Annotated in this window: 20 protein-coding genes; 6 read left to right on the forward strand and 14 right to left on the reverse strand. The window is 66.5% G+C overall.

All coding sequences use genetic code 11. The features are described 5' to 3' along the window. Positions 1–368 precede the first annotated feature (368 nt). The gene (locus tag HARCEL1_RS10855) at positions 369–1,301 is read right to left on the reverse strand and encodes a glycosyltransferase family 2 protein (protein ID WP_108383429.1); all 933 of its coding nucleotides are present in this window, start codon (positions 1,299–1,301) and stop codon (positions 369–371) included. A 133-nt stretch (positions 1,302–1,434) separates the two neighbouring features. On the opposite strand from HARCEL1_RS10855, the gene HARCEL1_RS10860 reads away from it, so the two are divergent. After that, positions 1,435–2,970, forward strand: coding sequence for a flippase (locus HARCEL1_RS10860; RefSeq protein WP_108383431.1), 1,536 nt, complete (start codon positions 1,435–1,437; stop codon positions 2,968–2,970). Here HARCEL1_RS10860 and HARCEL1_RS10865 read toward each other — a convergent pair. The 10 genes from HARCEL1_RS10865 to HARCEL1_RS10910 form a co-directional block, all read right to left on the reverse strand. Then, on the reverse strand, positions 2,954–5,188 hold the full coding sequence (locus tag HARCEL1_RS10865) for a DUF2206 domain-containing protein (protein WP_159077104.1): 2,235 nt from the start codon (positions 5,186–5,188) through the stop codon (positions 2,954–2,956). The genes HARCEL1_RS10860 and HARCEL1_RS10865 overlap by 17 nt on opposite strands. Before the next feature lie 49 nt (positions 5,189–5,237). Then, a complete protein-coding gene (locus HARCEL1_RS10870; RefSeq protein WP_159077105.1) occupies positions 5,238–6,206 on the reverse strand; it encodes a glycosyltransferase in 969 nt (322 codons plus the stop codon). Positions 6,207–6,276: 70 nt separating this feature from the next. Further along, entirely contained in the window at positions 6,277–7,380 is a 1,104-nt protein-coding gene (locus HARCEL1_RS10875) for a glycosyltransferase (RefSeq protein WP_108383440.1), read from the reverse strand. Beyond that, positions 7,377–8,603, reverse strand: coding sequence for a sulfatase (locus HARCEL1_RS10880; protein ID WP_108383443.1), 1,227 nt, complete (start codon positions 8,601–8,603; stop codon positions 7,377–7,379). Before HARCEL1_RS10880 ends, HARCEL1_RS10875 begins: the two co-directional genes overlap by 4 nt. Further along, positions 8,600–9,889, reverse strand: a complete 1,290-nt coding sequence (locus HARCEL1_RS10885) for a sulfatase (protein ID WP_159077106.1) — start codon at positions 9,887–9,889, stop codon at positions 8,600–8,602. Before HARCEL1_RS10885 ends, HARCEL1_RS10880 begins: the two co-directional genes overlap by 4 nt. Continuing rightward, complete coding sequence (locus HARCEL1_RS10890) at positions 9,886–11,133, reverse strand: glycosyltransferase family 4 protein (RefSeq protein WP_159077107.1); 1,248 nt, start codon at positions 11,131–11,133, stop codon at positions 9,886–9,888. Before HARCEL1_RS10890 ends, HARCEL1_RS10885 begins: the two co-directional genes overlap by 4 nt. Before the next feature lie 103 nt (positions 11,134–11,236). Continuing rightward, positions 11,237–11,458, reverse strand: coding sequence for a hypothetical protein (locus tag HARCEL1_RS10895; protein WP_108383451.1), 222 nt, complete (start codon positions 11,456–11,458; stop codon positions 11,237–11,239). Positions 11,459–11,504: 46 nt separating this feature from the next. After that, positions 11,505–12,365, reverse strand: coding sequence for a hypothetical protein (locus tag HARCEL1_RS10900; protein WP_108383454.1), 861 nt, complete (start codon positions 12,363–12,365; stop codon positions 11,505–11,507). A gap of 8 nt (positions 12,366–12,373) precedes the next feature. Continuing rightward, positions 12,374–12,496, reverse strand: coding sequence for a lasso RiPP family leader peptide-containing protein (locus tag HARCEL1_RS10905; protein WP_108383456.1), 123 nt, complete (start codon positions 12,494–12,496; stop codon positions 12,374–12,376). A gap of 25 nt (positions 12,497–12,521) precedes the next feature. Beyond that, positions 12,522–14,366 (reverse strand): asparagine synthetase B family protein, encoded by a 1,845-nt coding sequence (locus HARCEL1_RS10910; RefSeq protein WP_159077108.1) that lies wholly within the window; start codon positions 14,364–14,366, stop codon positions 12,522–12,524. A gap of 111 nt (positions 14,367–14,477) precedes the next feature. Between HARCEL1_RS10910 and HARCEL1_RS10915 the strand changes: the two genes are divergently transcribed. Together HARCEL1_RS10915 and HARCEL1_RS10920 are read left to right on the forward strand one after the other, a co-directional pair. Further along, on the forward strand, positions 14,478–15,986 hold the full coding sequence (locus HARCEL1_RS10915; RefSeq protein ID WP_108383461.1) for a cohesin domain-containing protein: 1,509 nt from the start codon (positions 14,478–14,480) through the stop codon (positions 15,984–15,986). 8 nt (positions 15,987–15,994) lie between these two features. Beyond that, positions 15,995–16,621: a cohesin domain-containing protein gene (locus HARCEL1_RS10920; protein ID WP_108383464.1), complete on the forward strand. Its 627-nt coding sequence runs from the start codon at positions 15,995–15,997 to the stop codon at positions 16,619–16,621. Here HARCEL1_RS10920 and HARCEL1_RS10925 read toward each other — a convergent pair. Further along, complete coding sequence (locus tag HARCEL1_RS10925; RefSeq protein WP_108383466.1) at positions 16,618–17,091, reverse strand: GNAT family N-acetyltransferase; 474 nt, start codon at positions 17,089–17,091, stop codon at positions 16,618–16,620. The genes HARCEL1_RS10920 and HARCEL1_RS10925 overlap by 4 nt on opposite strands. Before the next feature lie 117 nt (positions 17,092–17,208). Here HARCEL1_RS10925 and HARCEL1_RS10930 point away from each other — a divergent pair, with 117 nt between their 5' ends. Then, positions 17,209–17,436, forward strand: coding sequence for a hypothetical protein (locus HARCEL1_RS10930; protein ID WP_108383468.1), 228 nt, complete (start codon positions 17,209–17,211; stop codon positions 17,434–17,436). Between the two features lie 95 nt (positions 17,437–17,531). On the opposite strand, the gene HARCEL1_RS10935 is transcribed toward HARCEL1_RS10930, so the two are convergent. Then, a complete protein-coding gene (locus tag HARCEL1_RS10935) occupies positions 17,532–18,446 on the reverse strand; it encodes a hypothetical protein (protein ID WP_108383470.1) in 915 nt (304 codons plus the stop codon). 138 nt (positions 18,447–18,584) lie between these two features. On the opposite strand from HARCEL1_RS10935, the gene HARCEL1_RS10940 reads away from it, so the two are divergent. Next, the gene (locus HARCEL1_RS10940) at positions 18,585–21,131 is read left to right on the forward strand and encodes a DEAD/DEAH box helicase (protein ID WP_108384255.1); all 2,547 of its coding nucleotides are present in this window, start codon (positions 18,585–18,587) and stop codon (positions 21,129–21,131) included. A gap of 36 nt (positions 21,132–21,167) precedes the next feature. Continuing rightward, a complete protein-coding gene (locus tag HARCEL1_RS10945) occupies positions 21,168–21,632 on the forward strand; it encodes a GNAT family N-acetyltransferase (protein ID WP_108383473.1) in 465 nt (154 codons plus the stop codon). 29 nt (positions 21,633–21,661) lie between these two features. On the opposite strand, the gene HARCEL1_RS13435 is transcribed toward HARCEL1_RS10945, so the two are convergent. After that, on the reverse strand, positions 21,662–25,603 hold the full coding sequence (locus tag HARCEL1_RS13435; RefSeq protein ID WP_159077109.1) for a DUF7827 domain-containing protein: 3,942 nt from the start codon (positions 25,601–25,603) through the stop codon (positions 21,662–21,664). Positions 25,604–25,717: the final 114 nt, after the last annotated feature.

Here is a 25,717-nt window from a genome sequence, read left to right on the forward strand (position 1 = left end):
GGTTTGAAAATGTTTAGGTGGTAGTAAGCAAAGCTCATGCGGGTGGGCGGAGGCTCAAGCAATCCCTCCATCCTCAATTAAAAACAATTATATATCAAAGAAAAAACCACATGGTAAAAATGTAATAATGGAATGATGAACTAATCTATTTGAATTATATTGGATTTTGCGGTTGGTAGACGGGTACTTACTCGGGTTTCAAAACTATGTATATAAGTTGGGTTGGGCTGAGTCCTCTTCCATGATGCTATTTTCGTTAGTCGATTTTAAGATAGAAGAAAGTGTAAACTGTCTAATCACACTTAAATATAGCTAATCTCTAATTGGGGCCCATCAAAATATAACTACACCACTTAATTTATAATATATTAAGATATCGACCCATTATGAGAATCACCAAGCACGAACCGGTTGTGCAACCGACGTCCGTATTTCCAGGCTGGACGGCCAAAGAAGGAGGCCAGCAACCCGCCGGCACAGGCCAAGTCGAAGCCTTTCGAGTGGTAATTCGCCAAGACCATGTGGCGAATCGCCTCATATGACCAGAACTGATTTTCCAGCCGAACCGCAGCCTCAAGTAAGTGCGATCGGCGTAAGGCAGCCCTCTTCAGTTCCGGGTTCACTTTCTCGTACAGGTCATCGTAATAGTCGATGATCGAGAGACGAACCGAGTCCTCGTCCTCGCCGACCTCTCCCCCACCGCTACTGAGAGCATCCGGAGAGTCACCTTTGTGAGTGAGTGCGTCATCGACAAAATCGAATTCCGTCCGTCGAGCAAGTTCGATTTTCATCGGTCCGTCGTCGCCCGGGAGATCAGCCGTCGGAGCAACGTCACGGAGAGTCGACCGGTCGATGAGCATCGTCGAAGGAAGACAGGGAGCCATCTCGAAGCCGAGGGCATTTTCGAGCACATTTCCCCGGATCTCGGGGTCGGGACGGACTTCGTGTCCGTTCTCCCAACGCAATCCATTGTAGACCACTCCGACGCCCTCGCCCTCATTCATGACGTCCATTTTCCGTTCGACTGTCGAGGGATCGAGTCGATCATCGTCGTCCAGAAAGTGAATATAGTCGTGAGTCGCCGTCTCGATGCCGAGATCACGATCTGCGGCGATGCCTCGGTCTTCGTCTTGGGCGACGTAAGTCACATCGAACCGATTGGCCACGTCTCTGGCGTGCTCTTCGCCAGATCCATCGACGACGATCACTTCGACGGGGTCGTAGGTCTGATCGAGTGCACTCTCGATCGCCTCTGGTAACACGTCGTTTCTATAATGCGTCGTCACGACGATCGAAACCATTCATCCGTTCTTAAGTAACCAACCAATAAAACCTTCTCACATCGTGCTGATTGAATCTTCCCTGATGCCCTGAGCATATCCGTGGCGTTTTACAGTATCCCTTCTGAAGCGGAATCAAGTCGAGCAACGACGAATGTCCGAGTCAAACGACGACCAATCGGCCGTCGACGCCGTCTCGACAGTCCTCTCCGGAGGAGTCCTTGTCTCCCTCGGAAAGGTGCTCGCTCTCGCCGCCGGATTTCTGACGCAAGTCACGATGGCCCGCCTCCTCACAGAGGCGGCCTACGGTGAAGTCGTACTTGCACTCTCGGTCGTCAACATTCTCGGATTGATCGGCAAGATGGGCCTCGACGACGGCCTCATGCGACAGTTCCCTCATTACGAGGACGACCCTGCGAAGGCACACGGCGTCGTCCGTGCTGGTTTCGGACTCGGAGTCCTGTCCGGTCTCTCGATCGGTGCCGCGATATTCCTCGCTGCGCCGATCATCGCCGGGCGTATCTTCGACAATCCCTCGCTCGTGCCACTCATTCGCCTCGCGGCGGTCATCGTTCCGCTTGCGACGATCAACCAGATCGCAGTCTCACTCGCTCGCGGGGCCCGCGATGCACGCCCACGTGCGTACATCAATCAGGCCCTCCAGCCAGGGTCGCGGTTCGTCCTCACGGCAGTATTTCTGCTGTTGGGACTCGACGCGATCGGTGCGATCGGCGGGAAGGTCGGGTCGGTGCTGATCGGGACAGTCCTCGTCGTCTGGATGGCCTACCGGATTCTCCCCTCTTACGACGTCGATCCCGAACCGATGTATCGCCCGGTGCTGGCGTTTTCGATCCCGCTGATCCTCGTCCAGGGACTGGGCTTTCTCAACACGAACGTCGACATCTACATGGTGGGCTACTTCCTGGAATCGGGCGATCTGGGGATCTACAACATCGGCCTGCAACTCAGCAACATGGTGAGTGCCGTGTTGATGACCGCAGGCTTCCTGTTGCCGCCGATGATGACGCGGTTGTACGATCAGGGCCAGACCGCCGAGACGCGCCGCGTCTACCAGTTGATCACGAAGTGGATGGTCGTGATCATCCTCCCGGTCGTGATCGTCCTGTTTTTCGCGCCACGCCTCGTGATCGGGACGCTGTTCGGGGAGGGGTATATTCCTGGTGCGACGGCCCTGCGGATCCTCCTCGTGGCCAAGGTCGTCGGCATCCTGATGGGGCTGAACACCCAGGGGCTCATCGCGCTGGGCGAGAACAAGATCGTCTCGTACGTCATCGCCTGCCAGACCGCCGTCAACGTGGCCCTGAACGTCCTGCTCATTCCCGTCATCGGAATCGAGGGGGCGGCGATCGGCATGGCCGTGAGCGGTATCGTCGGCGACGTGCTCGGCGTCGCGATTCTCCACCGGAAGTTCTCCGTCCACCCGTTCTCGCGGTCGGTGCTCGCCCCACTCGGGACGATCGGCGGCGTCGCCACTCTCACGGCGGCGGCCTTGTTCGTCCTCGAAGCGCCGCTCTACTGGACGGTCCCCGTGGTGGGACTCGTCTACCTGCCCATCGTGGTTCTGCTCGTTCCCGAACCCGAGGACCGCGAGTTGCTCACGCGCGTCGAGGACCAGATTGGCGTCGACCTCTCACTCGTCGATCGCCTGCTGTTCAGGAACCAGCACTGACCCGCTCCGCTCGCGTCGTGTTCCGTTCCCGGACGATCTTGGCGTGATCGTTGACGTACAGGACGTGTCCATCGGTGTACGGCCCGAGATCGGTCTCGTAGAAGTTGAACTTGTACCCGATCGAAAAGCCCTGCAGGTCGAGGTTGTGGCCGAGCAGTCCGAGATAGGCGTTCGGTGGCAGACCGTCCATCGTCGAATTGACCATCTGATAGCGGTGACTCTGGCCCGTTCTGGACTGGATCGTTCCGGCATAGAAGTCCAGTTGGTTGCCCATCATCACGTCACCGTAGATCGTCGAACCCTGAGGGACGTTGTCACCGAGCCAGACGTGGGTCCGAACGTCACAGGGGACACACGCCCGCACCTGGAGCCGTTCGCGAGGCACGTCACTCGCGAGCAATCGCTGTTCGCTGACCTGGTTGCTCGGGGCGTAGTCGTTCGTGATCGTCTCGGCGACGAACCCGCTGTTGAGCAAGAAGAACACGGCGATGACCACTGCCAGAGCCGTCCGCGTGGCGGTGAGAGATCGGCCCACGTCGATAGCGTGGAGCCGATTCAGAAGCGACGGGAGTTCGTCCAGCCCGATCACCACGAACGGCACGGTGAACGTGAAGATGATCATCATCACGCGCGCGACGGCGAACGCGTTCCCCGACGGGAGTGCCGACCCACCGAACATGGCGAAGAATCCGATTCCCAGCGCCAGGTGGCCCGTCGGGACCACCTCCTCCCGATCGACGACGAGCCTGAAGATTGCGATGGCGATCCCGGCGGCCATGAGCAACCCAAAGACGACGTAGAGATACTTGGCCACCGTGATCGAGACGGCCGAGTAATCCTGCTGGAACGAACTCACGGCACTCCCCGAGGTCTCGGCGTACATCACGCCCCTGACTCCGTCCAGGACCTTCGTCGGGAGTGTCGAGTACTTCCCCCCGAGCCCGGTGTGCAGATACCACGCGAGCGCCAGCGTGGCGTAGTACGCGACGTACCACGGCGAGAGGATCGCCGGCCGTGCGATCTCGAACGATCGCTCGGCGACACTGTCGAGGTGAGTCCGCAGTCGTCCCTCAGAAATTCGTGATGCCACCAGCGCGGGGAGATTGATCACGTGGAGCAGCTTGAGCAACGGGAACACGAACCCACCGGCGATGAGTGCGAACATGACGACGTACGCAGTCCCGTAGTGCGTGACAGCGACGCCAGCGCCGAACAGCAAGGCGAGTTTGTGTCTCGTCGACGGGACCAGTTCAGAGTCACTCGTCGCCAGCGCGAGCAACGCGAGGAAGATCACCGGTGTCGCCGCCCGCCCACCCGTGGGGTAGAGGACGTAAAACGAGTACGCGAACATGAAGATGCAGGCAGCGAGAAACGCCCCCGTCGGCGACGTGTACCGACGGTATGCTTCGTACAGCGCCACCGGAAGCACCGCGACGATGAACGGGTTCACGAGGTTCCACTCCAGAGCCATCGGCAAGCCGGTGACGACCGCGAAGACCGGGTACAGAACGCCGTTCGCCAGGAGTGACCCGATTCCCGATGCGTAGTTCGGGACCCACCGACCGAGTTCCATCGTGAGATTGGGGAGGGGTTGGGTGATCGTGAACGAGTCGAACAGCCGACCGTGATACACCAGCGACAGCGAGATACTCCAGACGGCGAGCGGCAAGTACCGCCGGCCACGGTCCGTCATCGCCACACCGACCGGGATGACGCCGATCACCCCGAGGAGCGCGAGCAAGAGCGCGTTGACTCCACCGACCGAATAGAGGGTGGTCCCGAACACGCTGGCGAACGGCAACAATAGCAACGCGAGCGGGACCGGCGAAACGATGTCCTCAGTTCGAACGCTGAGCGCGATCGTGGAATCACTCCAGACAGCCACGAGAGTGGCCAGGACTGCCGACAGTCCGACCAAAACCGGCAGCGTGAGTGGCCGATCTATCCCAACGAGTGGCAAGACGAGACTGGCCACACCCCCGATGGCCATGATCGAGGCGAGACTCAGCCCATAGATGTAACAGAGCGTCGTCGCGAGCGATCGTTCGGGAGCCCCGAGCGCCAGATAGGCGAACGCGCCGGGGACAAATAGGAGAAAGGCGACGGCGAACACTGGTCTGACCAGGGGAAGGTGAGGCCCAATCCAGTCGAGGACGGCAGGAACGACGATCCCCACGAGAAAGAATCCCGTGAGTCCCAACAGAGTTCGCCCGGTCAATCGGAGGCGAACGCGACCATCGTTTCGTTCGAACGATCCAGCGTTCATCTCAATCGTATCTGTTCTTTTCCACGGTTTTGTAAATACTTATCGTGAGATTTGCCGTTCGTTCCCACGTCATCTCGCGGGCAAACGCCCGTGACGCAGCACTCCGGCGGTCACGGTCGGTGTCGTCGTCGAGGAGTCGGCCCAGAAGTTCGACGTGGCGACCGATGTCGAGGGGATCGACGAGTTGGACCCCCTCGGTGTCGAAATCTCTCGCTGCCGAGTGCTCTGATGCGACGACCGGCGTCCCACAGGCCAATGCTTCGAGGATCGGCAACCCGAACGGTTCGTATGTCGACGGAAAATAAAACGCGGCGGCAGAACTGTACAGTTCGATCAACCGCTCCTTGGAGACGTACCCGAGGACCTCGACAGTCTCGATGGAATCCAATACCTCGCCGTGGTGTTCTGTCCATCCGTCCCCCGCGATGACCATTCGCCTCGACAATCGCTTGGCAGTTTCGATCACTGCAGACGGATTCTTGTGTGGCGAACACTTGCTCACGTGAAAGACGAAGTCACCGTCTCTCGATGTCGTCGGCGAGTTCAAGAAGGCCTCGTCGACCCCGTGAGGGACGAAATGGACCTGCTGGCTGTCGAACCCTGCATCCAGAAGGTACTCACGATCCATCGAACTGATCGCGATGATCGCGTCGACGTATCTGCTAAATATCCGCTCCACACCGCGTTTGAACCTATCTGCGAACTGTCGAACTGCGTCGTTCGATTCGAGGTACATCGTCGCCTCGACGTCCGAGAATTCCTCGACACCGTGTTCGGTCACGACGACTGCGGTGTCGTCTGAGCGAACGATCCGAGAGAGATCGGCAACGTGTCTCGACAGGCTCTCTTTCCCGTGGACGAGGCGACCGAGTGGGTTGAGAGAGTTGAAGTGGATGACGTCAGCGGCCCCCGGAGTGTCGACCACGTCGACACCGTCGATTCGATCGCATTCGTCCGCCAACCGATCCATATACCGTCGTTGTGACGTCCACGTCGCATCGTTGCGATCCAGATACACCGACAGTTCGGACGCACACATATCAGTACAACTCGGCGAGTGATTCGACCCGTCCATCCCACGAGAACGCGTCGGCGAACCCCGTGAGATTTCGTTTCATCGTCGATCGCTGGCCCTCGTCCCGAAGCACTCCCTGCACTGCACTCCCGAAAGCGTCCTCGGGGGAAACGACGACTGCCGCAGACTCGTCCGCGAGGTCGTCCGCGACACTCGGGCCCTCCGAAAGCACCATCGGGACCCCGAGTGCCGCGTAGTAATAGATCTTCACCGGCGACGAGGCCTTCTGGAGCGACGAGGGCGTCTGTGGATTGATCGCCACCGCGGCCCGCGCGAGCAGCGGGAACGCCTCCGCGTCGGGCAACCGCCCCCGGACCTCCAGGGCGTCCAGGTCGCGCTCGCGTTTGCCCCGTTCCAGGGCCTCGCGTTTGGCCCCGTCCCCGATCACGATGAGTTCCTCGACCTCGGGCAGCGCGGCGATCTCGAAAAACGCCTCGGCGTCGAGTTTCGGGTGGAGCGTCCCGAGAAAGACGACCCGTCCGGCCACGGTCTCGTCGGTCCGATACGGCGCGACGGTCTCGCCGTCGTAGCCGTTCGGGATGACGCTGATCGAGCGTGGATCGCGATCCCACTCCTCGGCGACGAGCGTGCGCATGTTCTCCGAGACGACGACGATGTCGCCGGCGGCCTCGATCGCCCGGCTCTCGATACCGTAGATGGCGCGCTGGACGAGACCCCCCAGCGGGAGATCACCGTACCGCGACGAGGAGTGTGCCAGGTCGTGCATGTCGAGCACGTAGTCCCGCAGCCCCCAGAGCTGTCCGATTCCGGCGAGCGTCGAGTGTTCGAGTTGGACGGTCGCGTCGGACTCCCTGGCCAGCCGTTTCGCCCGGCGGACGATCAGCGACGCGCGGAGCGGTTCGTCGAGAATGCTCGCATTGGGCGTCGAGACGTCCGACACTTCGACCGCGGAGAGCCGCTCGGGCAGGTCCCGATCGGGCGTCGGGACGACGAGCGTGACCTCGAACCCACGCTCGGCCAGCCCGGACGCGAACGCCGTGACGCGGTTCGTCCCGCCGGTGGGATGGGACACGTCGCCGCCGTGGGCGATCACGATGTCGCGGGTCATGGCTGTTCGGTGCGGGCGAGCGTCGCCGTGGCGTCCGCGATCCGTGACTGTTCGGCCAGGTGCGTCCGGAACCGCTCGGCGAGGGCGTCGATGGGGTCGTCCCCCTCGGTCCACGCCCCCGACACCGCCGACGTGTCGACGATCCGGCGCTCGCCGTCGGCCTCGACCAGCACCGCCGATCCGTCACGCGTCCACACACGGACCCCCGGCGCGCTCGACATCGCCGGCTCCGACCCGTCGGCCAGCGCCCCGAGAAACGACGGGAGCTCCCGAAGCGAGACGGTCTCGGAGACGGTCCGATCGTCGACGCCGTCCACGACGAACGGGACGTGGACGTTCTCGTCGTGGAGATACGGTTCGTGGCCGTAGAATCCGTGCTCGCCGAACGCCTCGCCGTGATCGCCGTGGACGGCGACGATCGCGTCGTCGAGATCCTCGCGTAACTGCCCGAGAAAGGCGTCGCTGTACCGGATCGAGTCGTCGTACGCCGTCACCAGTTTGTCGTGCAGCCCGTCCGAAAACGGCGTTTCGTGACTCTGCCGCCAGAACTCGAAGTTCGCGTGAAACTCCTGTATACGCGACTGGTGCCGGAACTCCGAGTCCGACATGTAGGGGTTGTGCGCGTCCATCAGAAAGACCCACAGAAAATAGGGCTCGTCCGTATTGCTCGCCCACGAGACGGCGTCGTCGTAATAGGACTCCCAGGGCTTGAACACTTCCTCGCGCTGCCAGACGTTCATGAACACGCGGGCCAGCGACGAGACCCGACTCTCGTCGAGAAACCCGTCGAACACGCGTTGATACAGTCGGCCACGGTTCGACTCGTCCATGAAGTCCTCGAACTGATCGAACCCCTGATCGAACCCGAAGTGTCGCGACGTGAACGGATTGGGAGTGAACGCGCCCGTCGTGTACCCCCGGCGCTGGAGCGTCTCGGGCAGCGTCTCTCGGGCCTCCATGTGCGATCGAATGCGCTCACGGCGCGCCACGAGCGTCGAGTCGGCGTCCGTCTCGCGGTCGACCGGCCACTGACCGGTGAAGATGACCGGCATCGATTCGGGGGTGGCCGGACCGGGCGCGACGGCGTTCTCGAAGACGAGTCCGTCCGACGCCATCGCGTCCAGTGTCGGCGTCGTCTCCTCGTCGTAGCCCATGAACCCGCAGTGATCGGCCCGAAGGCTGTCGATCGTGACGAGCACGATGTTCGGCCGGTCGTCGCTCACGTATCGGACACCTCCTCGACCGCCGCCCTGATCGCTCGCGTCTCCGTCTCCATCTGGACGTGCCTGGTCAGCGCGTCCGAGAACGCGTCGCGTCCCTCGGGCGACTCCTCGACGCGGTTGTCCTGTTCGCCCGGGTCGGCCCCGAGGTCGTACAGCGCCTCTCGGTCACCGTCCTTGAGGTATTTCCCCGAGCGCGTCCGCACGGCGGCGCGACGGTGTCCCTCGGCGAACACCTTCGAGGTCACCCACGGCCGCCCCGAATCGTCGAGCATCGACGGCGCTCTGAACGACTGTGACGCGTCCGCCAGGTCTGCGATCGTCGGTGCGAGCTGCCGCAACCCGACCGGATCCGACACCCGTTCGTCGCGTCCGAGATTCCCGACGACGAGCGGGACGTGAATCAGCTCCTCGGTCAGGTAGGGTTGGTGGCCGTACCGGCCGTGTTCGCCGAACTCCTCGCCGTGGTCGGCGTGCACGACGAACACCGGATCGTCCGCAGCGAGATCGGATTGCAGTCGGTCGAGAAACTGGTCGCCGTATCGGATCGAATCGTCGTAGAGATTCACGAGACGGTCGTGAGTCTCGTCGTCGAAGTCCGGTTCCCACCCGTTGGTGAACATCTCGTAGTACTGTTGAAAGGCCCGATACTTGTCCGAGCGTGAACTCCACCGCTGGGTCTCCGATGGCGGCATCCACGGATGGTGCGGTTCGAGCAAGAGCACCCACAGAAAGTAGGGCTCCTCGACGCGCTCGCGCCACGCCATGATCTGGTCGTAAAAGTCCGACCAGGGGCGAAGGATCTCGTCTTTCGTCACCACGTTTTTGAACAGTCGAAGGTACGTCGACAGCCCACCGCCTTCGATGGAATTCCGGAACACACGGTTCCATGCCCGTTCGACGACGCCCGTGTCCTCGGCCAGGAAGTCCTCGAACCAGTCGAACCCGCTGTCGAATCCGAAATACGACGACGCCGGTGGATTGGGCGACAGGGCCCCCGTACTGTACCCCGCGTTCGAGAGCACCTCGGCGATCGTCCGTCGGGAGGTGACTTGTTCACGCTGTTCGGTGTTGAACCCGATCTCGGGACTCGCCAGCGAGTGTTCGCCCGTCATCACCGCCGTCATCGAAGCGATGGTCGGAACCCCCGACGCGATGGCGTTCTCGAAGACGAGCCCGTCCGACGCCATCGCGTCGAGTGCGGGCGTCGTCTCTCGGTCGTACCCCATGAAACCGCAATGGTCGGCTCTGAGACTGTCGTATGTGATCAGGACGATATTCCGTGTCATATGATCTCCTCGTACGTCGCAATACATTGCTGGGCGACCGTCGACCACGAATACTCGGCCGCGCGCTCGCGAGCGGCCCGCTCGACGCTCGGGCCTGTCCGGTCGGCCAGCGCGCGGTCGATCGCCGCCGCCAGCGCGTCGGGATCGTTCGGATCGACCAGCAGGCCCTGCTCGCCCGCACCGAGCAGGTCGGGCAGTGCGCCGACGGTCGTCCCCACGACGGGCGTGCCCGCCGCGAGCGCCTCGACGGCGGTCATGCCGAAGCCCTCTTCGAGCGAGGGCAACACGAACAGATCCGCGATCGCGTACAGCGCGGGCAGGTCGGCCTCGGGGACGAACCCCGGCATCGTGAGGGCGCCGGCGACGCCGACGTCACGAGCGGTCGCCTGGACCCGGTCGACGTACTCGCCGTCGAGGTCGTCCTCGCCGGCGACCACCAGATCGAGCGCGGGGCCGTCCACCTGACCGATCGCACGCACCAGATCGAGCACACCCTTCCGGGGCATGACCGTCCCGACGAACAGGACGACCGGACCGTCACCGAGGCCGTACGCCTCCCGCACGCGCTCGCGCTCGGCCGTCGGGACGTCCCCGAACCGCTCCAGGTCGACGCCGTTGGGCAACACCGAGACGGTCGCCGGGTCGACCCCACAGTCGACGAACGCGTCGGCGACGTCGTCGTTCAGCACGGTCGTGTGCGCGACGCGAGTCGCGAGATACCGGTCCGGCGACGCGACCGAGAGGATCGACGGCGCGCTCACCAGGCCGTCGGCGCGCTGGTCGTCGGTCAGGACGTCCAGGCGCAACTCCCCGAGGTGGGCGGTGTAGACCGTTCGCTCGCGCAATCCGGGCGCGACCGTCGCGAGCACGCTCGCCGCGAAGGGGAGATGGACGTGGATCACGTCGGGGTCGATCACCTGCAGGCGGCGGCGGGCCCGCCGCGCGAAGTTCGTCCGGTCGGCGACGAGACGGGCCAGGCCGAGCGGCGACGTGACCTGATCGTAGGGCACGCGCTCCCAGGGCTCGTCGGCCCCGGTCCGGAGTGCGATGCGATCGAAGGTGACGCCGTCGTGGCTGGCACTCGCGGGCAGGCCCGCCCATTGCCGCTCGACGACGCGCACGTCGTGGCCCTCTCGGGCGGTCTCGTGGGCGAGATGCCAGACGACGCGGGGGACCGACCCACGGCCGTCGTAGACCTGTTCGTGGCCGTCGTAGACGTGAACGACGGTGAGCGAGTCGGTCACTGACGGGGCCCTCCACGAGCGCTGTCCACGGGGTCGATCGACGCCGCCGGTCCCCACCGCTCGACCGCCGTCGCCGGATCCACACCCACCCCACCCATCGCCGTCAGTCCTCCAGATATCCGAGTGATTTGAGCCGGTCCTCGACCTCCTGTTCGTCGACCGTGTCGTCGACGGCGTCGTCGGTCTCGACGCTGGCGAGCACCTCTTCGATCACGAAGGTGATGTACTCGCTCGCGGAATCGAACTCGGTCCGCGACAGTCGGTCCTCGACCCGATCGACGATCTCCGGCGGGAGGTCGACCGACTGTGTGGTGGCAGGGGTCATAACAACTAATTCAACTGAACGGGTGATTGTACAAAACAGTTGCCGTTCACGCTACGTTCCCCTCCTCCAGAACGGCTCGCACCGCGGCCCTGGTCTCGACTGCCGATCGGTCGCCGTCGGCCCCCGCGACCGAGACGACCGGGACCGATTCAGCGAGCGCGGTCCACCGGTCGACGGTCCGCTCGACGGTGTCCGGCCGCGCGTCGAGATGGGTGGTGTATGAGGCCCCCAAGAGCGTGAGTGCTGCCGCGGCCGGCGACCGACGCCCGCCGTCATCGTCGAGGGCGACGATCGCATCGATCGGAAGGACTGCGCCGGATCGGTCCGGCGACAGGCGGTGAATCGCGCCGTCGCCGGTCGCCAGCGGGTGGCGCTCGACCGGCGTCAGCCCGGTGGCCTCGACGGCCGTCGGCGTGGTCCGGACGAGCGGTGGGCCGGCGATCAGCGCCGGACGGTCGGCCAGAACGGGCACCACGTCGTCAGCGAGCACCGTCCCACCGGCCGCGGCAAGCTGCATCGCGAGCGTGGACTTGCCGGCCCCCGAGGGCCCGACGATCACGACGACCCCGCCGTCGATCAGTGCGGCGCTGCCGTGGAGCAAGTCCCGCCCGCGCTGATGGCAGAGAGCGGCGATACCGACGCCGAGGATCGGCCCGGCGAGTGCGGCCGCCGACACGCCCTCGGCGCGGTCGACGACGAGGCGTCGCCCCTCGTGGGCCGACAGCGTCGCCACGTCCGGAATCCGGACACCGCCGCGCGTCTCGTCGACGGGCGCGGCGAGCACCCTCTCCTCGACCGTCCCGGTCTCGATCCGAACGTCCGGGTCGCCTGTCGCTGTCGGGAGGGGTAACTCGACCGGCGAGTCGAAAAGCAGATCGAAACAGCGGTACGTCTCGCGGGTCGCCATCCCGAGTGTCAGGGAGACCCGGTCGCGAACGCGTCGAAGTCGCCGCCTCCAGTCCCCCGAGTCAGGTGCTCGACAGCCCCGTACTCGTGGAGTTCCGGCGGTTCGTAGTCGTCGGTGCCGTCTTGATCCATACGTCTTTTTTCGCGGTGAGACACTTCAATGCTTGGGAGCGTCCGGCCGGTGGTGGGACCACGCCGCGAGCATCCCGGGCCGGTAGACCCGCGCCGTCAACGCCGGAAACGGGCCCTCGGCCGCTCGGTCGAGCGCCCCGAGACACGCGTCGCGGTCGAGATACCGCCAGAGGGCGTCCGGCGTAGTGTCGTACAGCTGACGAATCTGCTCGCGCTCGTCGACCAGCGCGCGCCGATAGGCCGGCGCGAGCGAACTCTTGTGGTGGCGGTCCCGAACCCGCTCGGGGAGTTCTACCGCCCGCCGGAGGATCGACCGGGACACGCCGTCTCGCAGGGACTGATCGGCGGGCATCCCGATGCAGAACGCCATCAGCCGGCGATCGAAGAAGGGAAATCGTGGCTCGACGCCCGCGGCCGCGCCGAGCGCGTTCGCGGCTTCGAGGTCGAACTGCCAGTTCGGCCGTGCGAGGCCGGCGACCTGTCGCTCGCGATGGGTCGCCAGCGGTGAGGGCGTCACCTGCGCTTGGCGCAGGCGATCGGGCCACGCGACCGCGCGGGCCCGATCGCGGTCGATCACCGGCGACAGGCGCTCGATCGGATCACCGTCCCGGAGTCGACGGGCGAGACGACGGGCCGAGCGGGGCACCAGCGGGCGGACGGCGTCGGTGTACAGCCGTCGCCAGGGCGACTCCCCGCGGTGATGTGCTCGCGCGCGGAGTTCCCGCGCCAGGCCGAGCCAGTGGCCACGCCGCGCCAGATCGGTGAGGCGCCCGAGGCCGTGTGAGACGACCGCGTCGCCGCCGAACCCGCCGAGCACCACGTCGACGTCGGCCGCCGCGGCCCGGTAGAGCCGCCAGTGGAGATACGTCGTGTTGCCACGGATCGGCCGGCCGACCGCCGACAGCATCGCCTCGGCGTCCGCGAACGGGCCAGGGGCGTCGCCGTCGACGACGGTCGATCGCGCGCCCACGTGATCGACGACCGCTCGGGCGTACTCGCGCTCGTCGGAGACCGGCGTCGCGTCGAACCCCAGCGAGTACGTCGGAATCTGCGATCGGTGGCCGGCCGCCGCGCAGGTGACCGCCGAGGAGTCCAGCCCACCGCTGAGGAGACTGCCGACCGCGGGGCCGCGACAGCGATCTGCGACCGCACGGTCGAAGAGTTCGCGAAACCCGACCTCGTAGGCCCGATCGGAGGGCAGATCGAGTGGGTCGATCGCTTCGGGTCGCCAGTGCCGGCGTCGTTCGATCCCGTCGGTCGTGACCGTCGCACTCGTCCCGGCCGGGAGGCGGTCGACGTCGGCGTAGATCGTCCGCGCGGCCGACGAGGCGGCGCCGACGAGGCCCTCGACGACCACGCCGTCGTCGACCGCAGTCGTGACCCATTCGAGCGCGAGCAACGGTTCGATGTCGGAGGCGACGGCCACCCGGTCGGCGGTCCGAGCCAGAAACGCCGGCCGGAGCCCCGCGTGATCGCGCGCGAGGAAGACCCGGTCGGCCGCTCGATCGACGATCGCCACCGCGTACGCTCCGACCAGGTGTACGGGACAGGCCCGGCCCCACTGCCGATAGGCCGCCAGCACGAGCGCGGCGTCCGAGACCGGGTCGTCGAACGGACCGAGTCGGTCCCGGAGTGCGGCCCGGTTGTCGATCCGGGCCGCGCCGGTCACCAGCACCCGACCGTCCTGCAGTGGAAACCCCGTGGGCCAGGGCGTCGTCCGGTGCTGAAGGTGGGCCAGCGCGACCGACCCGTCGACGAGCGAACGGCGACCGTCCGGGCCGCGGTGGGTGATCACCGAGACCGCACGCTCGACGGCGTCGACGTCCACAGGCGTCCCGTCCAGTCGGGCGATCGCGACGAACCCGCTCACACCCGTCGATCGGAGGCGACAGCCCATAAGCGATCGGCCCCACTCGTGGACCGATCCCATCGTTGCGATGATCGATAGATTTTATGGGTTTGCAATCCGAAGAGAAAACGAATGGGCGAAATGATAGGTATTCGACAGGCTGCAATCGTTCTCGCGGTCGTCGCGGTGGTCGGTGGGGCGTTCGCGGGCGTCGCGTCGGCCCAGAGTGGAGTGTCGGACCGGATCGTCGTGGACGCGTCGGGCAACGGCGACTACACGTCGATCCAGGCAGCGGTCGACAACGCGAGTACAGGGACGACGATCGAGATCGAGCCGGGCGAGTACAGCGAGGCAGTCACCGTCGGGACCTCGAATCTGACCATCGTCGGAACACCCGGCGAGGACCGTCCAGGCCCGGGTGAGGACGCCCCGGTCATGAACGGGACGGGGAGCGACGCCCCGGCCGTGACGCTCGGCGCGGGCGTCGAGGACGTGCGTATCGAGGGGCTCGTCATGGAGGACTACCGGGCGGGCGCGACGTTCGTGAACGGCGTCGATGCGGGTGACCACGAGGACGTGGTGATCGCCCACAACCGCATCGAGGCTCACTCCGGCGTCGGGGTCGTCGCGAGTGACGGCACGACCCTCTCGGACGTTCGCGTGACCGCCAACGTCGTCGACGTCACTGCCAACGGCGTGCTCTCGAAGACCGTCGACGACGGCAGTCCGGCCGTGATCGAGAACCTCACGATCGAGAGGAACGCGTTCACCGGCGGGGTCAACGGGATCTATCTGGTGGGCTCCAGCGCCGGTGACCAGCGAGCGGTCTCGATCACGAACAACACCTTCCAGAACGTCGACGTCGGTGTCGAACTCGACACCGAGATGAACGCGTCGGCGGTGACCGTTCGGGCGAACGCGTTCGACGAGACGGACTCCTACGGCGTCCAGAACCGCAACACGGCAGCGAACGTCGACGCCACGCACAACGACTGGGGCGCGCCGTCCGGCCCGTACAACCCGACGACGAACCCCGGCGGGGCTGGCGAGCGCGTCAGCGCGAACGTCGAGTACGACCCCTGGGACACGCGATACGTCGAGTTGGGATCGGCGTCTGGCGGGAGCGGCCAGAACGTAACGGTTCCAGTGACGGTCCACAGCGACGACATCGCCGGCTACGAACTGGAGATCAGCTACGACCCCTCGGTGGTCCGTCCGGTCGGTATCAGCGATGGAGAGTTCGAACGCCCGGTCAGCCACATCGACGAGAGCCACGGGCTGATCAACATCACGGCCGCACAGGCAACGTCGGCCTCCGCGCCGACGGTCGCCCAGATCACCTTCGAGGTCGTTGGCGAGGTGAACGACACCGCCACGATCGAGGTCGATTCGGGCGAGTCGGCCGTCTTCGGGACGAACGGGACGGAACTCGACGCCGCCTACGGGCAGAGCACCGTCAGCGTCGACCTGCTCGGTGACGTCGACGACGACGGCCGCGTCACCGCCGGTGACGCCGTCCTCCTCCAGCGGCACCTGGTGGGCGAGTCGGTCGCGATCGACGAGAGCGCCGCCGACGTGGACGCCGACGGTGACGTCGACGCCGGCGACGTGCTGGCGCTCCAGAAGCGACTGGTGGCCTGACTGCCGGCATGTCCCGCCGTTCGATCGCCGTCACACTCGTCGTCGTCGCGGTCCTCGCCCCGTCGGTCGCGGGCGCACAGACCGCCGTCTCCGTCGGGAACGCGACTGGGGCCCCCGGAGAGACCGTCACCGTTCCCGTCGCGATCACTGACGCGACCGTGGCGAGCTATCAGGTGCGGATCGAGTACAACGCCTCGGTCCTCGCGGTGGAGTCGGTCTCGGGCGTCGACCTCGGAGACCCCGTCGTCGCCGGCGACGACGGCGTCCTCCAGGTGACCCAGACCAGATCGGACGGCGTCACAGATCCCGTCGTCGCGCGCGTGACCTTCGAGGTGATCGGCCCCTCAGAGACACCGTCCACGCTGTGGATCGCGCCGTCGGCCACGAAGGCGTTCGCCCCCAACGGAACCGAACTGTCGATCACGGAGTATCGTCACGGCCAGGTCCGGGTTGGATCGGCGGCGCCGACCAGCCAGGCCGTCGCGTCGTCGACGGCGACTGCGGCGACGACCACACCGAGCGCCGGGCCGAGCGAGAAGGCCTCCGGCAGCCCCGTGCTCTGGATCGTCGGGGCACTGGTCGGGGGCGTGCTCCTCGGCGCACTCGTCGTCCTCGCGATCGGCCGCTGGACCTAGAATATCGAGAACCGGCCCGCGAGACCGTCGTCGCGCAACTGGAGATAGTACGCGTCGCCGCCGTCCTCGTAGTACGAATCGATTCGGCGTTCGATCTCGAAGCCGACCGCCTCGTAGAAACCCAGCGCCGAGCGGTTGGTCGCCCGGACGTGGCAGTTCACCTCGCCGTTCTCGTCGGCCACCCGGGCGATCAACCGACGACCGAAGCCGTGACCGCGATAGTCTGGTGCGACCGCGAGAAAGAGCACGTAGCCGTCTCGGCGGACGACGGCGAAGCCGACGACCGGTGTCGTCTCGGTCCGGTCGAGATAACAGAACACCGTCGAGCGGCGATAGGCGTCGACGAAAAAGCCGCGTCGCTGTCGGAGAACGCCTTCGGACTCGCGAATCCGCTCTTTGAGTTCCCAGGCCGCCTCGACGTGATCGTCGCTGCCCGGATCGACGACGACGGCCTCAACGCTTGTACTCACTGCCCGACAGTAGTGGATCGGCGGTCTTAACTCTTGTAGCTGGAGGGGTATCCGCGTCGCGGTCGAAACCGACCCACATGGAAACAGTTAACAGCCCTCGGAGTGCGCTCACAACCGATGGCATCAGACAACGAGCGGTTGATCGCGGTGATTCTGTCCGCGATCATCCCAGGTGTCGGACAGCTGTATCAGGGACGAACGAAGATCGGGGCAATCTTGCTGGTCGCGATCCTCGTTTCGGCCGGACTGTCGTTGTTCCTCATCGGTGTGCCGCTCGCACTCCTGACGTGGCTCATCGCGATCTACGACGCCTACACGCGCAAGCTCGACGACTATCTCGGCTGATCGGCTCCACCGCCCACCGGTTTTGCGGCCACCAGACCGACCAGCGGCGGCCGCGTGCATCGGGAACGCGCTCGCCGACGCGCTCGCCGCACAGTTCACGACGGCGTGACCCCGACCGCGTCGCCGTCCTGCCGGCCGAGGTCCACGTCGTACAGTGTCACCCAGTACTGCTCGCCCTCGTAGATCACGAGATACTCGTGAGTGTCGTGGTCGGCGTAGACCGGCCGTTCGTCCCGGAACCGATCCACCAGTCGCGACCAGGCCTCGCTATCGGACGTCTGATAGTAGGTGTCCGTCGTCGATTCCGAGACGATCTCGCGTTCCGCGTCGGTGAGTCCCGCGAGTGTGAACGCGTACTCCGATCGGAGGTCGCCGGCGAACGCCGCGGCCGACGGGGCGACCCGCTCGGCGTCGTACCGGTAGGTGTGGACCGTGACCTCGCGAGTGCCGTCGTTCGCGATGGCGACCCGCCGGCCGTCGACCAGGAGCGTCTCGTACTCGCTGTCGGCCACGAGCACTGACTCGTCGCGCTCGTCGGCGGTGTAGACCTCGCTGAACCCGATCGCACGCGGGCCGTCCTCGCGGTCGAGCATCTCACGCAACTCGTCGATCGGGACGTGTTCGCGATCGACGGGCGGGAGGTCCTCGTAGGCGATCGACCGGCCCGACGTTGCGTTGGGGCCGACCTCGAAGCGCACGTCGTAGCGGGGTCGCGTCGTGTTCTCGACGATCGACCAGGAGAGCGTATGATAGCCGTCGGCGGCGGCGATCGGCCGATCGGGCTCGATCGGCGGGCGCTCCCCCGTCGCCGTCGGCCCCTCGTCGTCGATCGCCCCGGCGATCAGCGCGCGATCCGCACCGTCGAACGCGTCGAGTGACACCGACGCCCGCTCGGCAATCGCGGACTCGTTCGCGACGGGGTCCATCGACAGCGATCCCTCGGCCGAACAGCCGGCCAGGCCGGCGAGGACGGCGAGCGCGGCGAGCGCGAGGACGTGACGGCGGTGCATACCGACGTATCGCAGAGTCGGGGTGTATGCCTTGTGGACGGTCAGATCGAGACTGAACGATCCCGTGGCGACGGCGGCCCGCGATGCGATCGAGCGACGGACGCGAGCTTTAACCGGGGCCCGGACGAATCGCCGTCGATGACCGCCCCCGACGGCGACGCGCTGTTCGACAACGACCTCGTCGTCGACGACGCCCTCGAACGCCGCTCGTACCAGTTGGATCTGGCCGCGAGCGCCGCGCGCGACCACACGCTGGTCAGTCTGCCCACCGGGCTGGGCAAGACGACCGTGAGTCTGCTGGTCGGGGCCCACCGCCTGGCGACTCGTGGGGGGACCCTGTTGATGCTCGCGCCGACGAAGCCGCTGGTCGAACAGCACGCCGCGTTCTATCGGGAGACCCTCCAGATCGCAGACGACGCGATCGTCGTGTTCACCGGCGAGGTCCGACCCGCGGACCGGGCCGCACTCTGGGACGAGGCCCGGATCGTCATGGCGACCCCGCAGGTCGTCGAGAACGACCTCCTGGGCTCGCGGATCGACCTAAACAGCGTGACACACCTCACTGTCGACGAGTGCCACCGCGCGAGCGGCGACTACCCCTACGGGTTCGTCGCCGAACGGTATCACGCGACCGCCGACGACCCGCTCGTGACCGGGATGTCGGCCTCGCCCGGCGAGGACCGCGAGTCGATCCTGGCGGTGTGTGAAGCCCTCGGCTTGCGCTCGGTCGCCGTGAAGACCCGCGAAGACGGCGACGTCGCGGAGTACACCCACGACACCGACATCCAGTGGGAGCGCATCGAGTTGCCCGACGCCGTCATCGAGATTCGCGACGGGCTGGCGGACGTGATTGCGGATCGGCTGGCAACGCTCAAAGAGCTCGGTGTGACGAACAAAACCGACCCGAACCTGGCCCAGCGGGAGATCAACGCGATCCAGGGTCGCGTCCAGGAGTTGATGGACGCCGACAAATCGGAGGGCTACGAGGCGATGTCGTATCTCGCGGAGATCCGGAAACTGCGGACCGCGCTGACCTACGTCGAGACCCAGAGCGTCGAATCGCTCCGGCGGTACTTCGAGCGCTTGCAGGAGGGCGCACGCTCCTCGGGGGCGTCGAAGGCCGACCAGCGTGTCGTCAGCGACCCCCGCGTTCGGGAGTCGATCGATCGCGCCCGCCGATACGACGACCTCCACCCGAAATTCCGCCGGGTGCGCATGCTCATCGCGGAGGCCCTCGGCATCGAAAACGGCGAGCGCGTGATCGTGTTCACCGAATCGCGAGACACCGCCGAGGAACTCGTCGCCTTCCTGGGCGAGCATTTCGCGACCCGGAAGTTCGTCGGGCAGTCGGACACCGAGACCAGCGCGGGCATGACCCAGACCGAACAACAGGACGCTCTCGACGCGTTCCGCGCGGGCGAATTCGAGGTGCTCGTCTCGACGAGTGTGGCCGAGGAAGGCCTGGACGTCCCCGAGGTCGATCTGGTCTGTTTTTACGAACCGGTCCCGACCGCGATCCGGGCCGTCCAGCGCAAGGGCCGGACCGGTCGCCAGGCCGCCGGACGCGTCCACGTGTTGATCGCGGAGGACACTCGCGACGAGGCGTACTTCTGGAAGGCCCGTCGCGACCAGCAACGCATGCACGACGAACTGGAGACGCTGAAGACCCTCGAAGGCGACATCGAGGGAGAGCTTCGCGGTGGCGGGTCGGCAGTCGATCCCGACGCGTCCACACCGGACGTCTCACCACCCGACACCGCGGCGACCTCCGCTGACGGTGGCCAGACCGACCTCGGTGCCTTCGAAGGCGGCGACGGTCGAGAGGGCGATGGCGACACCGACGGAAGCGACGACCGCACCGACGAGGCGGCGACCGCCCGCGACGCCGGGGAGTCGACCGACGACGCCAAAGAGGCGGACGCCGAGGGTGCGGACGGAGACGGGCGGAGCGATCCCGTCCCCGATCCGAGCGATCTGCCCGACGGCGAGACTGTCGCGGGCGACCGGCCCGACCCGCCCGAACCGAGCGCGGACACCGTCGAAATCGTCATCGATCAGCGCGAACTCGACAGCGCGATCGGACGCGATCTGGCCCGCCGCGAGGGCGTCGAGACCCGCCTGGAGACCCTCGACGTCGGAGACTACGTCTGCTCGGATCGCGTCGTGGTCGAGCGCAAGACCGTCCCCGATTTCCTGGATTCGCTGGTGGGTGGCGACCGATCGATCTTCGAGCAGATCGCCAGCGACGCCCGATACTACGACCGGCCCGTCCTCATCCTCGAAGGCGACGGCCTGTTCGAAGAGCGGTCGGTCCACCCCAACGCGATCCGGGGTGCGCTCGCCTCACTCGCCGCCGACTTCGGCGTGAGCGTGCTTCGGACCGCCGACAGCGAAGGGACGGCGGCGATGCTCGCCGCCATCGCCAACCGCGAGCAGTCGCGGGCCGACCGCGCGATCAGCGTCCACGGCGAGAAGCAGTCCCGGACACTGCCCGAACAACAGGAGTACACCGTCGCCTCCATCGCGGAGGTCGGCCCCGTCACCGCGCGATCGCTCCTCGACGAACTCGGGTCGGTCGCGGCGGTCGTGACCGCCGACGAAGAGGAGCTTCGCGAGGTGAGTGGCGTCGGTGCAGTCACCGCCGAGCGGATCCGCGAGGTCGTCGCGACCGAGTACGATCCGTAGCGACGGCTTGATTGCGGTCGGGCCGCTGGGAGGTGTATGCCGACGACTCGGCCCGTCCGCCCCGACGAACTCGACGACCTCCTCGCCCTCTACGAGATGCTGTTTCCCGAGGAGTCCGCCGCGCGCACGGAAGCGGTCGACGACGCCTGGGACGCGATCCAGGCCGACCCGAACACGACCGTCCTCGGGACCGTCACCGATCGGCTGGTCGCGACCTGTCAGCTCACGATTATCCCCGCCGTCGCCCGCGGTGGCCAGCCGTTTGCGGTCATCGAGTACGTCGTCACCCACGACGAGGAACGCGGCGAGGGGTACGGCTCGCAGTGTCTCGAACACGCGATCGATCGCGCCGCCGACCAGGGCTGTGAGAAGGTCCTCCTGCAGACGAGTCGCGAGGACGAACGCGTCCACGCCTTCTACGAGCAGTGTGGGTTCGACCGCGACGCGAAAACCGGGTACGTCTACCATCTCGAAGAGCGGACGGCCCCGATCGAGGCCTGAGGCCGGCCACGAGTCACGATCTGCGTGCGCTATGCGCCCCGACGAGCGGCCAGCACGGCCGCGATCACGACCAGCACCACGACGAGCGCGGCGGGCAGGATCGCCCCCAGTGGGAGGCCACCATCGCCCGACGCGTCGGTCCGGACGGTCTCGACCGCCCCGCCGCCGTCGGTCGTGGTGGCCACCGCTGTCGCCGTCGCGGTCGGCGTCTCGGTGGGCGTCGCCGTCTCGGTCGGGGCGTCCGGCGCGCCACCGCCGGGCGCGATTGTCGGCGTATCCGTTTCGATATCCACGTCGCCGCCGATCACACCGCGCGGCTCCGATCCGTCCGGGTCGTCGCCGGCGTCAGCCCGAACGGTCACCGACGCCTGGACCGGAGCGCCACTCGACGTTCGGTACACCGGCCCGGGCGAGTCGGCCGTTCGGTAGTGGGCGACCGCGACGAGCGTCGTCTCGGCGCTCACGTTCGACAGCGAGACGGTCGCCGTCGTCGCCGACGGATCGAGTGTGCCGCTCGCCCCGACCGTCGGGCCCGCGGCAGTGCCCTCGTGGACGACGATCTGGCCGCCACGGTCCAGACTCACGTTCTCGACGGACAGACGGTCCCGACTCGCGGACGTGACCGAGAGCGTCGCCGCCGGCCGGTCGAGAACGACCGGCACGTCGAACGCCTGCCCCGCGGGCCCGGTCAGCGTCAGCGTCGCCGGCCCGAACGCGTCGGTCGGAACGTCGGCATCGAGCGACCACGATCGGTTCTGACCGACCGTGGTGGTCTCCGTGAGTGCGGCCGTGCCAGCACCAGTCGTCAGTGCGACGTCGAGTGTCTCGCCCTGCGGGACGACCGTCGTGCCCGCGAGCGTCTGGTTCGGGGCTGCCGCGAGCGGCGTCGAGAGCGTCGCGGGCGTGTCGGTGACCGCCACCCGATCGCTCACCCGCTCGGCCCCGTCGGTCAGCGGACTCGATGCGTTCAACGTGAACGCCAGTTCGTACTGCTGGCCCGCGTCGAGGTCCAGCGCCGACGAATTGACCACCAGATAGACCGCGCCGGTGGATTCGAACGCCTCGATTGCGTCCGCGTCGATCGTGTCCGAATCTATCGCGTCCGCGTCGATTGTGTCCGAATCTATCGCGTCCGTGTCGATCCCGCCCTCGTCGGGGGCCCTCACCGTCTCGTTCGTCGCTGCCGTCGCGTTCGATCCGTTCGTCGACACCGCTCGAAGCGTCAGATTCGCGCCGACGGCGTCGTCGTCGAGCATCGCGAGGAGGTTCGCTGTCGTCGAGCCCTCGCGCTGGAGGGCCATCGGTCCGACGAGTCCCGTCGCGGAGAGGTCGACGACGAGACGATCCCCGGTGACGATCAGGTCGCGCTCGGGGAGCGATCCGGCCTTGAGCGCCCCGATGACCTGGCTCCGTGAGGTCAACGCGCCCGCAGGGCCGCCAGAGCGGATCCGGAGATCGGTGGTCGCGCGGTCCTCGACGCGCAGTTCGCCGTACGTGGGCGGGCCGTCCAGGGTCGTGCCGTTCCGCCACGGGGCCCCCGTCGCGTAGTAGCGATCGCCCGACAGCGGTTCGACCCGGGAGGCGTTCCACGACTCGGTCGTCAGGTTGTGCACGGCGACCACCCGGTCGTCGTCTGCGGCCCAGACGCGCCGGTCGGCGGGGATCGCGTCACCGCGAACCGCATAGCTGTTGACGTTCAGGGAGACGCGGCCGTCCTCGTCGACGTCGCTGACGTTCACGAGGACGTCCAGATCGGAGCCGTCGATGCGAACCCACCCCGATCGGGTGTGATCGAGGTCGACATCGATCTCCGCGACGTCACCGCGCGCGATCCCGGCCCCGTCGACGGCCACCGTCGGCGCCTCGACGGTCACGGTCCCCGCCGATCGCGTGACGTGAGTCCCGTTGTGAGCCACCCACTCGACCGGGACCGCACCGAACGCGCGGTCGGGCACGGCGTAGGTCACCGACACCGTCGCCGTGGTGGGCTCGGACCACGCGAACGCCGTCGCGTTCGCGTCCGTCGCGGTGCTCTCCGCGGCCGTGGCGGCGTCGGTCGCGTCCGCGGCGGTCGTCTCGTTCGCGGCGGTCGAGGGCTCGACCGACCTGTCGACGTGCTCCCAGTCGTCGGGCACACCACGCAGCGACAGGTCGGTCGCGTTCACGACCGACGCCGAGAGCGTGACGGTCTCGCCGGACAGCGTCGATGGCTGGTCGGCGTCCACGAGCGGGTCCGGCAGGTCGACGACCGTACGGGCCGCACTCCCGTTTCGATCCCGATAGACGTGCCCGTCGGGGTGGACCGCGACCGCGACGAGACGCTCGGTGGTCGGTGCGGGATCGATCGCCGTCCTGGCGGTCGTGTCACCGGGATCGACGCTCGCCGCGCCGACGACGCGCTCACCCTCGCGCAGTTCGATCGTGCCCCCGTGGGTGAGGATGACCGGATCGAACCCGACCGACGTTCGATTCACGGCGTCGACCGCGACGTCGGCGCCCTCCCAGACGACGCTCAGCGGTCGCGTGCGCTCGGTCGGGCCCGAGGAGACGACCAGTGTGTACCGGTCTGGGTCGAGCGTCGTCAGATTCATCGCGAGCGACCAGTTCCCGGACGGATCGACGGTCGTCGTTCCGTTCGCGACGGTCCCGGTCTCGTCTCTGATCGCGACGGCGACCCGGTCGTCGACACTCGTCCCGCCGATCGTTGCCGGCCCGGTCGCTACCTCGTCGCTGTCGACCGTGGCCCGCGGCGCGACGGTCACGGTCGCGGACGCCGAGGCGTCCGTCGCCGTCGCGTTCACCGTGACGGTGTAGCTGCCCAGCGGGACGGTCGTGAGGTTCAGCGCCCCGCTCCAGGTGCGATTCGCCGTGACCGTCGTGGTCGTCGTCGCGACCACCCGACTCCCGTTCGCGACGGTGACGGCGACCGTCGCATTCTCGTCGAGCATCGATTCGCCGTCGATCGTCGCGGTGGGGCCCCGTGCCGTCGTCGTGGTCGAGACTGCCAGGCGCGGTTCGACCGCGACCGTGCGAGTCGCCGTCGCGTCGGCCTCGACGGCACTCGCGGTCACGTTGTAGGTGCCCGGTTCGACGTCGTCGAGGTCGAACGACGCGGACCACGTGCCGTCGGCGTCGACTCTCGTGACCGCCGATCGGTCGCCCGCGCCGTCGGGATCGAACGTGACGACGACTCGCTCACCCGGAGCGAGCGAGGAGTTACCCGCGACCGTCGCCGCGGGACCGGCGGGCAGCGTGTCGGTCTCGGCGGTGATCCAGGACGCGACCGACAGCGTCGTCGAGGCCCGAGCGGTCGTGTCCGGGACGGTCGCCGTGATCGTGTACTCGCCTGGTGCGACGCCGTCGAGCGGGAGCGTCAACGTCTCCCCGGCATCGACGGCGACCGTCACACCCTCGGCAGTCTCGGTCGCGCCGTCGATTCGCGCGAGCGTCTCGGTCGAGAGATCCGCCGAGTGGAGCGCGAGACGGAACGACTCACGGTTGCTCTCGACGGCCAGCGTGGCGTTCGATCCAGCGCGCGCCGTCTCCGACCCGTCGACCGCCAGCGTCTGCGCGCGGACGCCGACGGAGGCGTTGGCCGCCGTCACCGTGTCGGACTGTATCGTCCCCTCGGAAATGCGGCGGTACGTACCGTCGCCAGGCCCGAGAGCGTACTCGCGACCGGCCGACAACGTCGTGGTGTCGATCCGGGCCGTCCCCCCGTCCTCGAAGCGAACCGCCCGGTCGGCGCTGGCGTCCGCGAGGTCGACGAGTGTCCAGTTCGCCCCGGACACGGTGTCGGCGGACACCGTGATCGTCTGGCCCTGCCAGACGTCGTCGCCGGAACTGACCGCGACGCTGGAGTCTGCGAGGACGCCACCAGTCACCGCCAGTCCACCGACCGCGACGACCGCGAACAGTGTGATCGCCACCGCCCAGGTGAGCGACCGCCGACCCGAGGACACGGTGGTCACGAGACTCCCCCCGGGGCCCTACCCCCCACCCGTCTATCGATTCGAGCGAAACAATCGGTATTCACAACCATATCGAGCGGAATGACCGATCGGCCACGCTTAAACCTACCGTCA

Source organism: Halococcoides cellulosivorans (assembly GCF_003058365.1).
Taxonomy (GTDB): domain Archaea; phylum Halobacteriota; class Halobacteria; order Halobacteriales; family Haloarculaceae; genus Halococcoides; species Halococcoides cellulosivorans.

Coding starts and splice junctions, on each gene's coding strand:
- HARCEL1_RS10905 (WP_108383456.1), bottom strand. CDS start 12,496: ATGGATCAAGACGGCACCGACGACTACGAACCGCCGGAACTCCACGAG.
- HARCEL1_RS10915 (WP_108383461.1), top strand. CDS start 14,478: ATGGGCGAAATGATAGGTATTCGACAGGCTGCAATCGTTCTCGCGGTC.
- HARCEL1_RS10860 (WP_108383431.1), top strand. CDS start 1,435: ATGTCCGAGTCAAACGACGACCAATCGGCCGTCGACGCCGTCTCGACA.
- HARCEL1_RS10895 (WP_108383451.1), bottom strand. CDS start 11,458: ATGACCCCTGCCACCACACAGTCGGTCGACCTCCCGCCGGAGATCGTC.
- HARCEL1_RS10940 (WP_108384255.1), top strand. CDS start 18,585: ATGACCGCCCCCGACGGCGACGCGCTGTTCGACAACGACCTCGTCGTC.
- HARCEL1_RS10920 (WP_108383464.1), top strand. CDS start 15,995: ATGTCCCGCCGTTCGATCGCCGTCACACTCGTCGTCGTCGCGGTCCTC.
- HARCEL1_RS10945 (WP_108383473.1), top strand. CDS start 21,168: ATGCCGACGACTCGGCCCGTCCGCCCCGACGAACTCGACGACCTCCTC.
- HARCEL1_RS10855 (WP_108383429.1), bottom strand. CDS start 1,301: ATGGTTTCGATCGTCGTGACGACGCATTATAGAAACGACGTGTTACCA.
- HARCEL1_RS10885 (WP_159077106.1), bottom strand. CDS start 9,889: ATGACACGGAATATCGTCCTGATCACATACGACAGTCTCAGAGCCGAC.
- HARCEL1_RS10900 (WP_108383454.1), bottom strand. CDS start 12,365: ATGGCGACCCGCGAGACGTACCGCTGTTTCGATCTGCTTTTCGACTCG.
- HARCEL1_RS10875 (WP_108383440.1), bottom strand. CDS start 7,380: ATGACCCGCGACATCGTGATCGCCCACGGCGGCGACGTGTCCCATCCC.
- HARCEL1_RS10930 (WP_108383468.1), top strand. CDS start 17,209: ATGGCATCAGACAACGAGCGGTTGATCGCGGTGATTCTGTCCGCGATC.
- HARCEL1_RS10935 (WP_108383470.1), bottom strand. CDS start 18,446: ATGCACCGCCGTCACGTCCTCGCGCTCGCCGCGCTCGCCGTCCTCGCC.
- HARCEL1_RS10870 (WP_159077105.1), bottom strand. CDS start 6,206: ATGGATCGGTTGGCGGACGAATGCGATCGAATCGACGGTGTCGACGTG.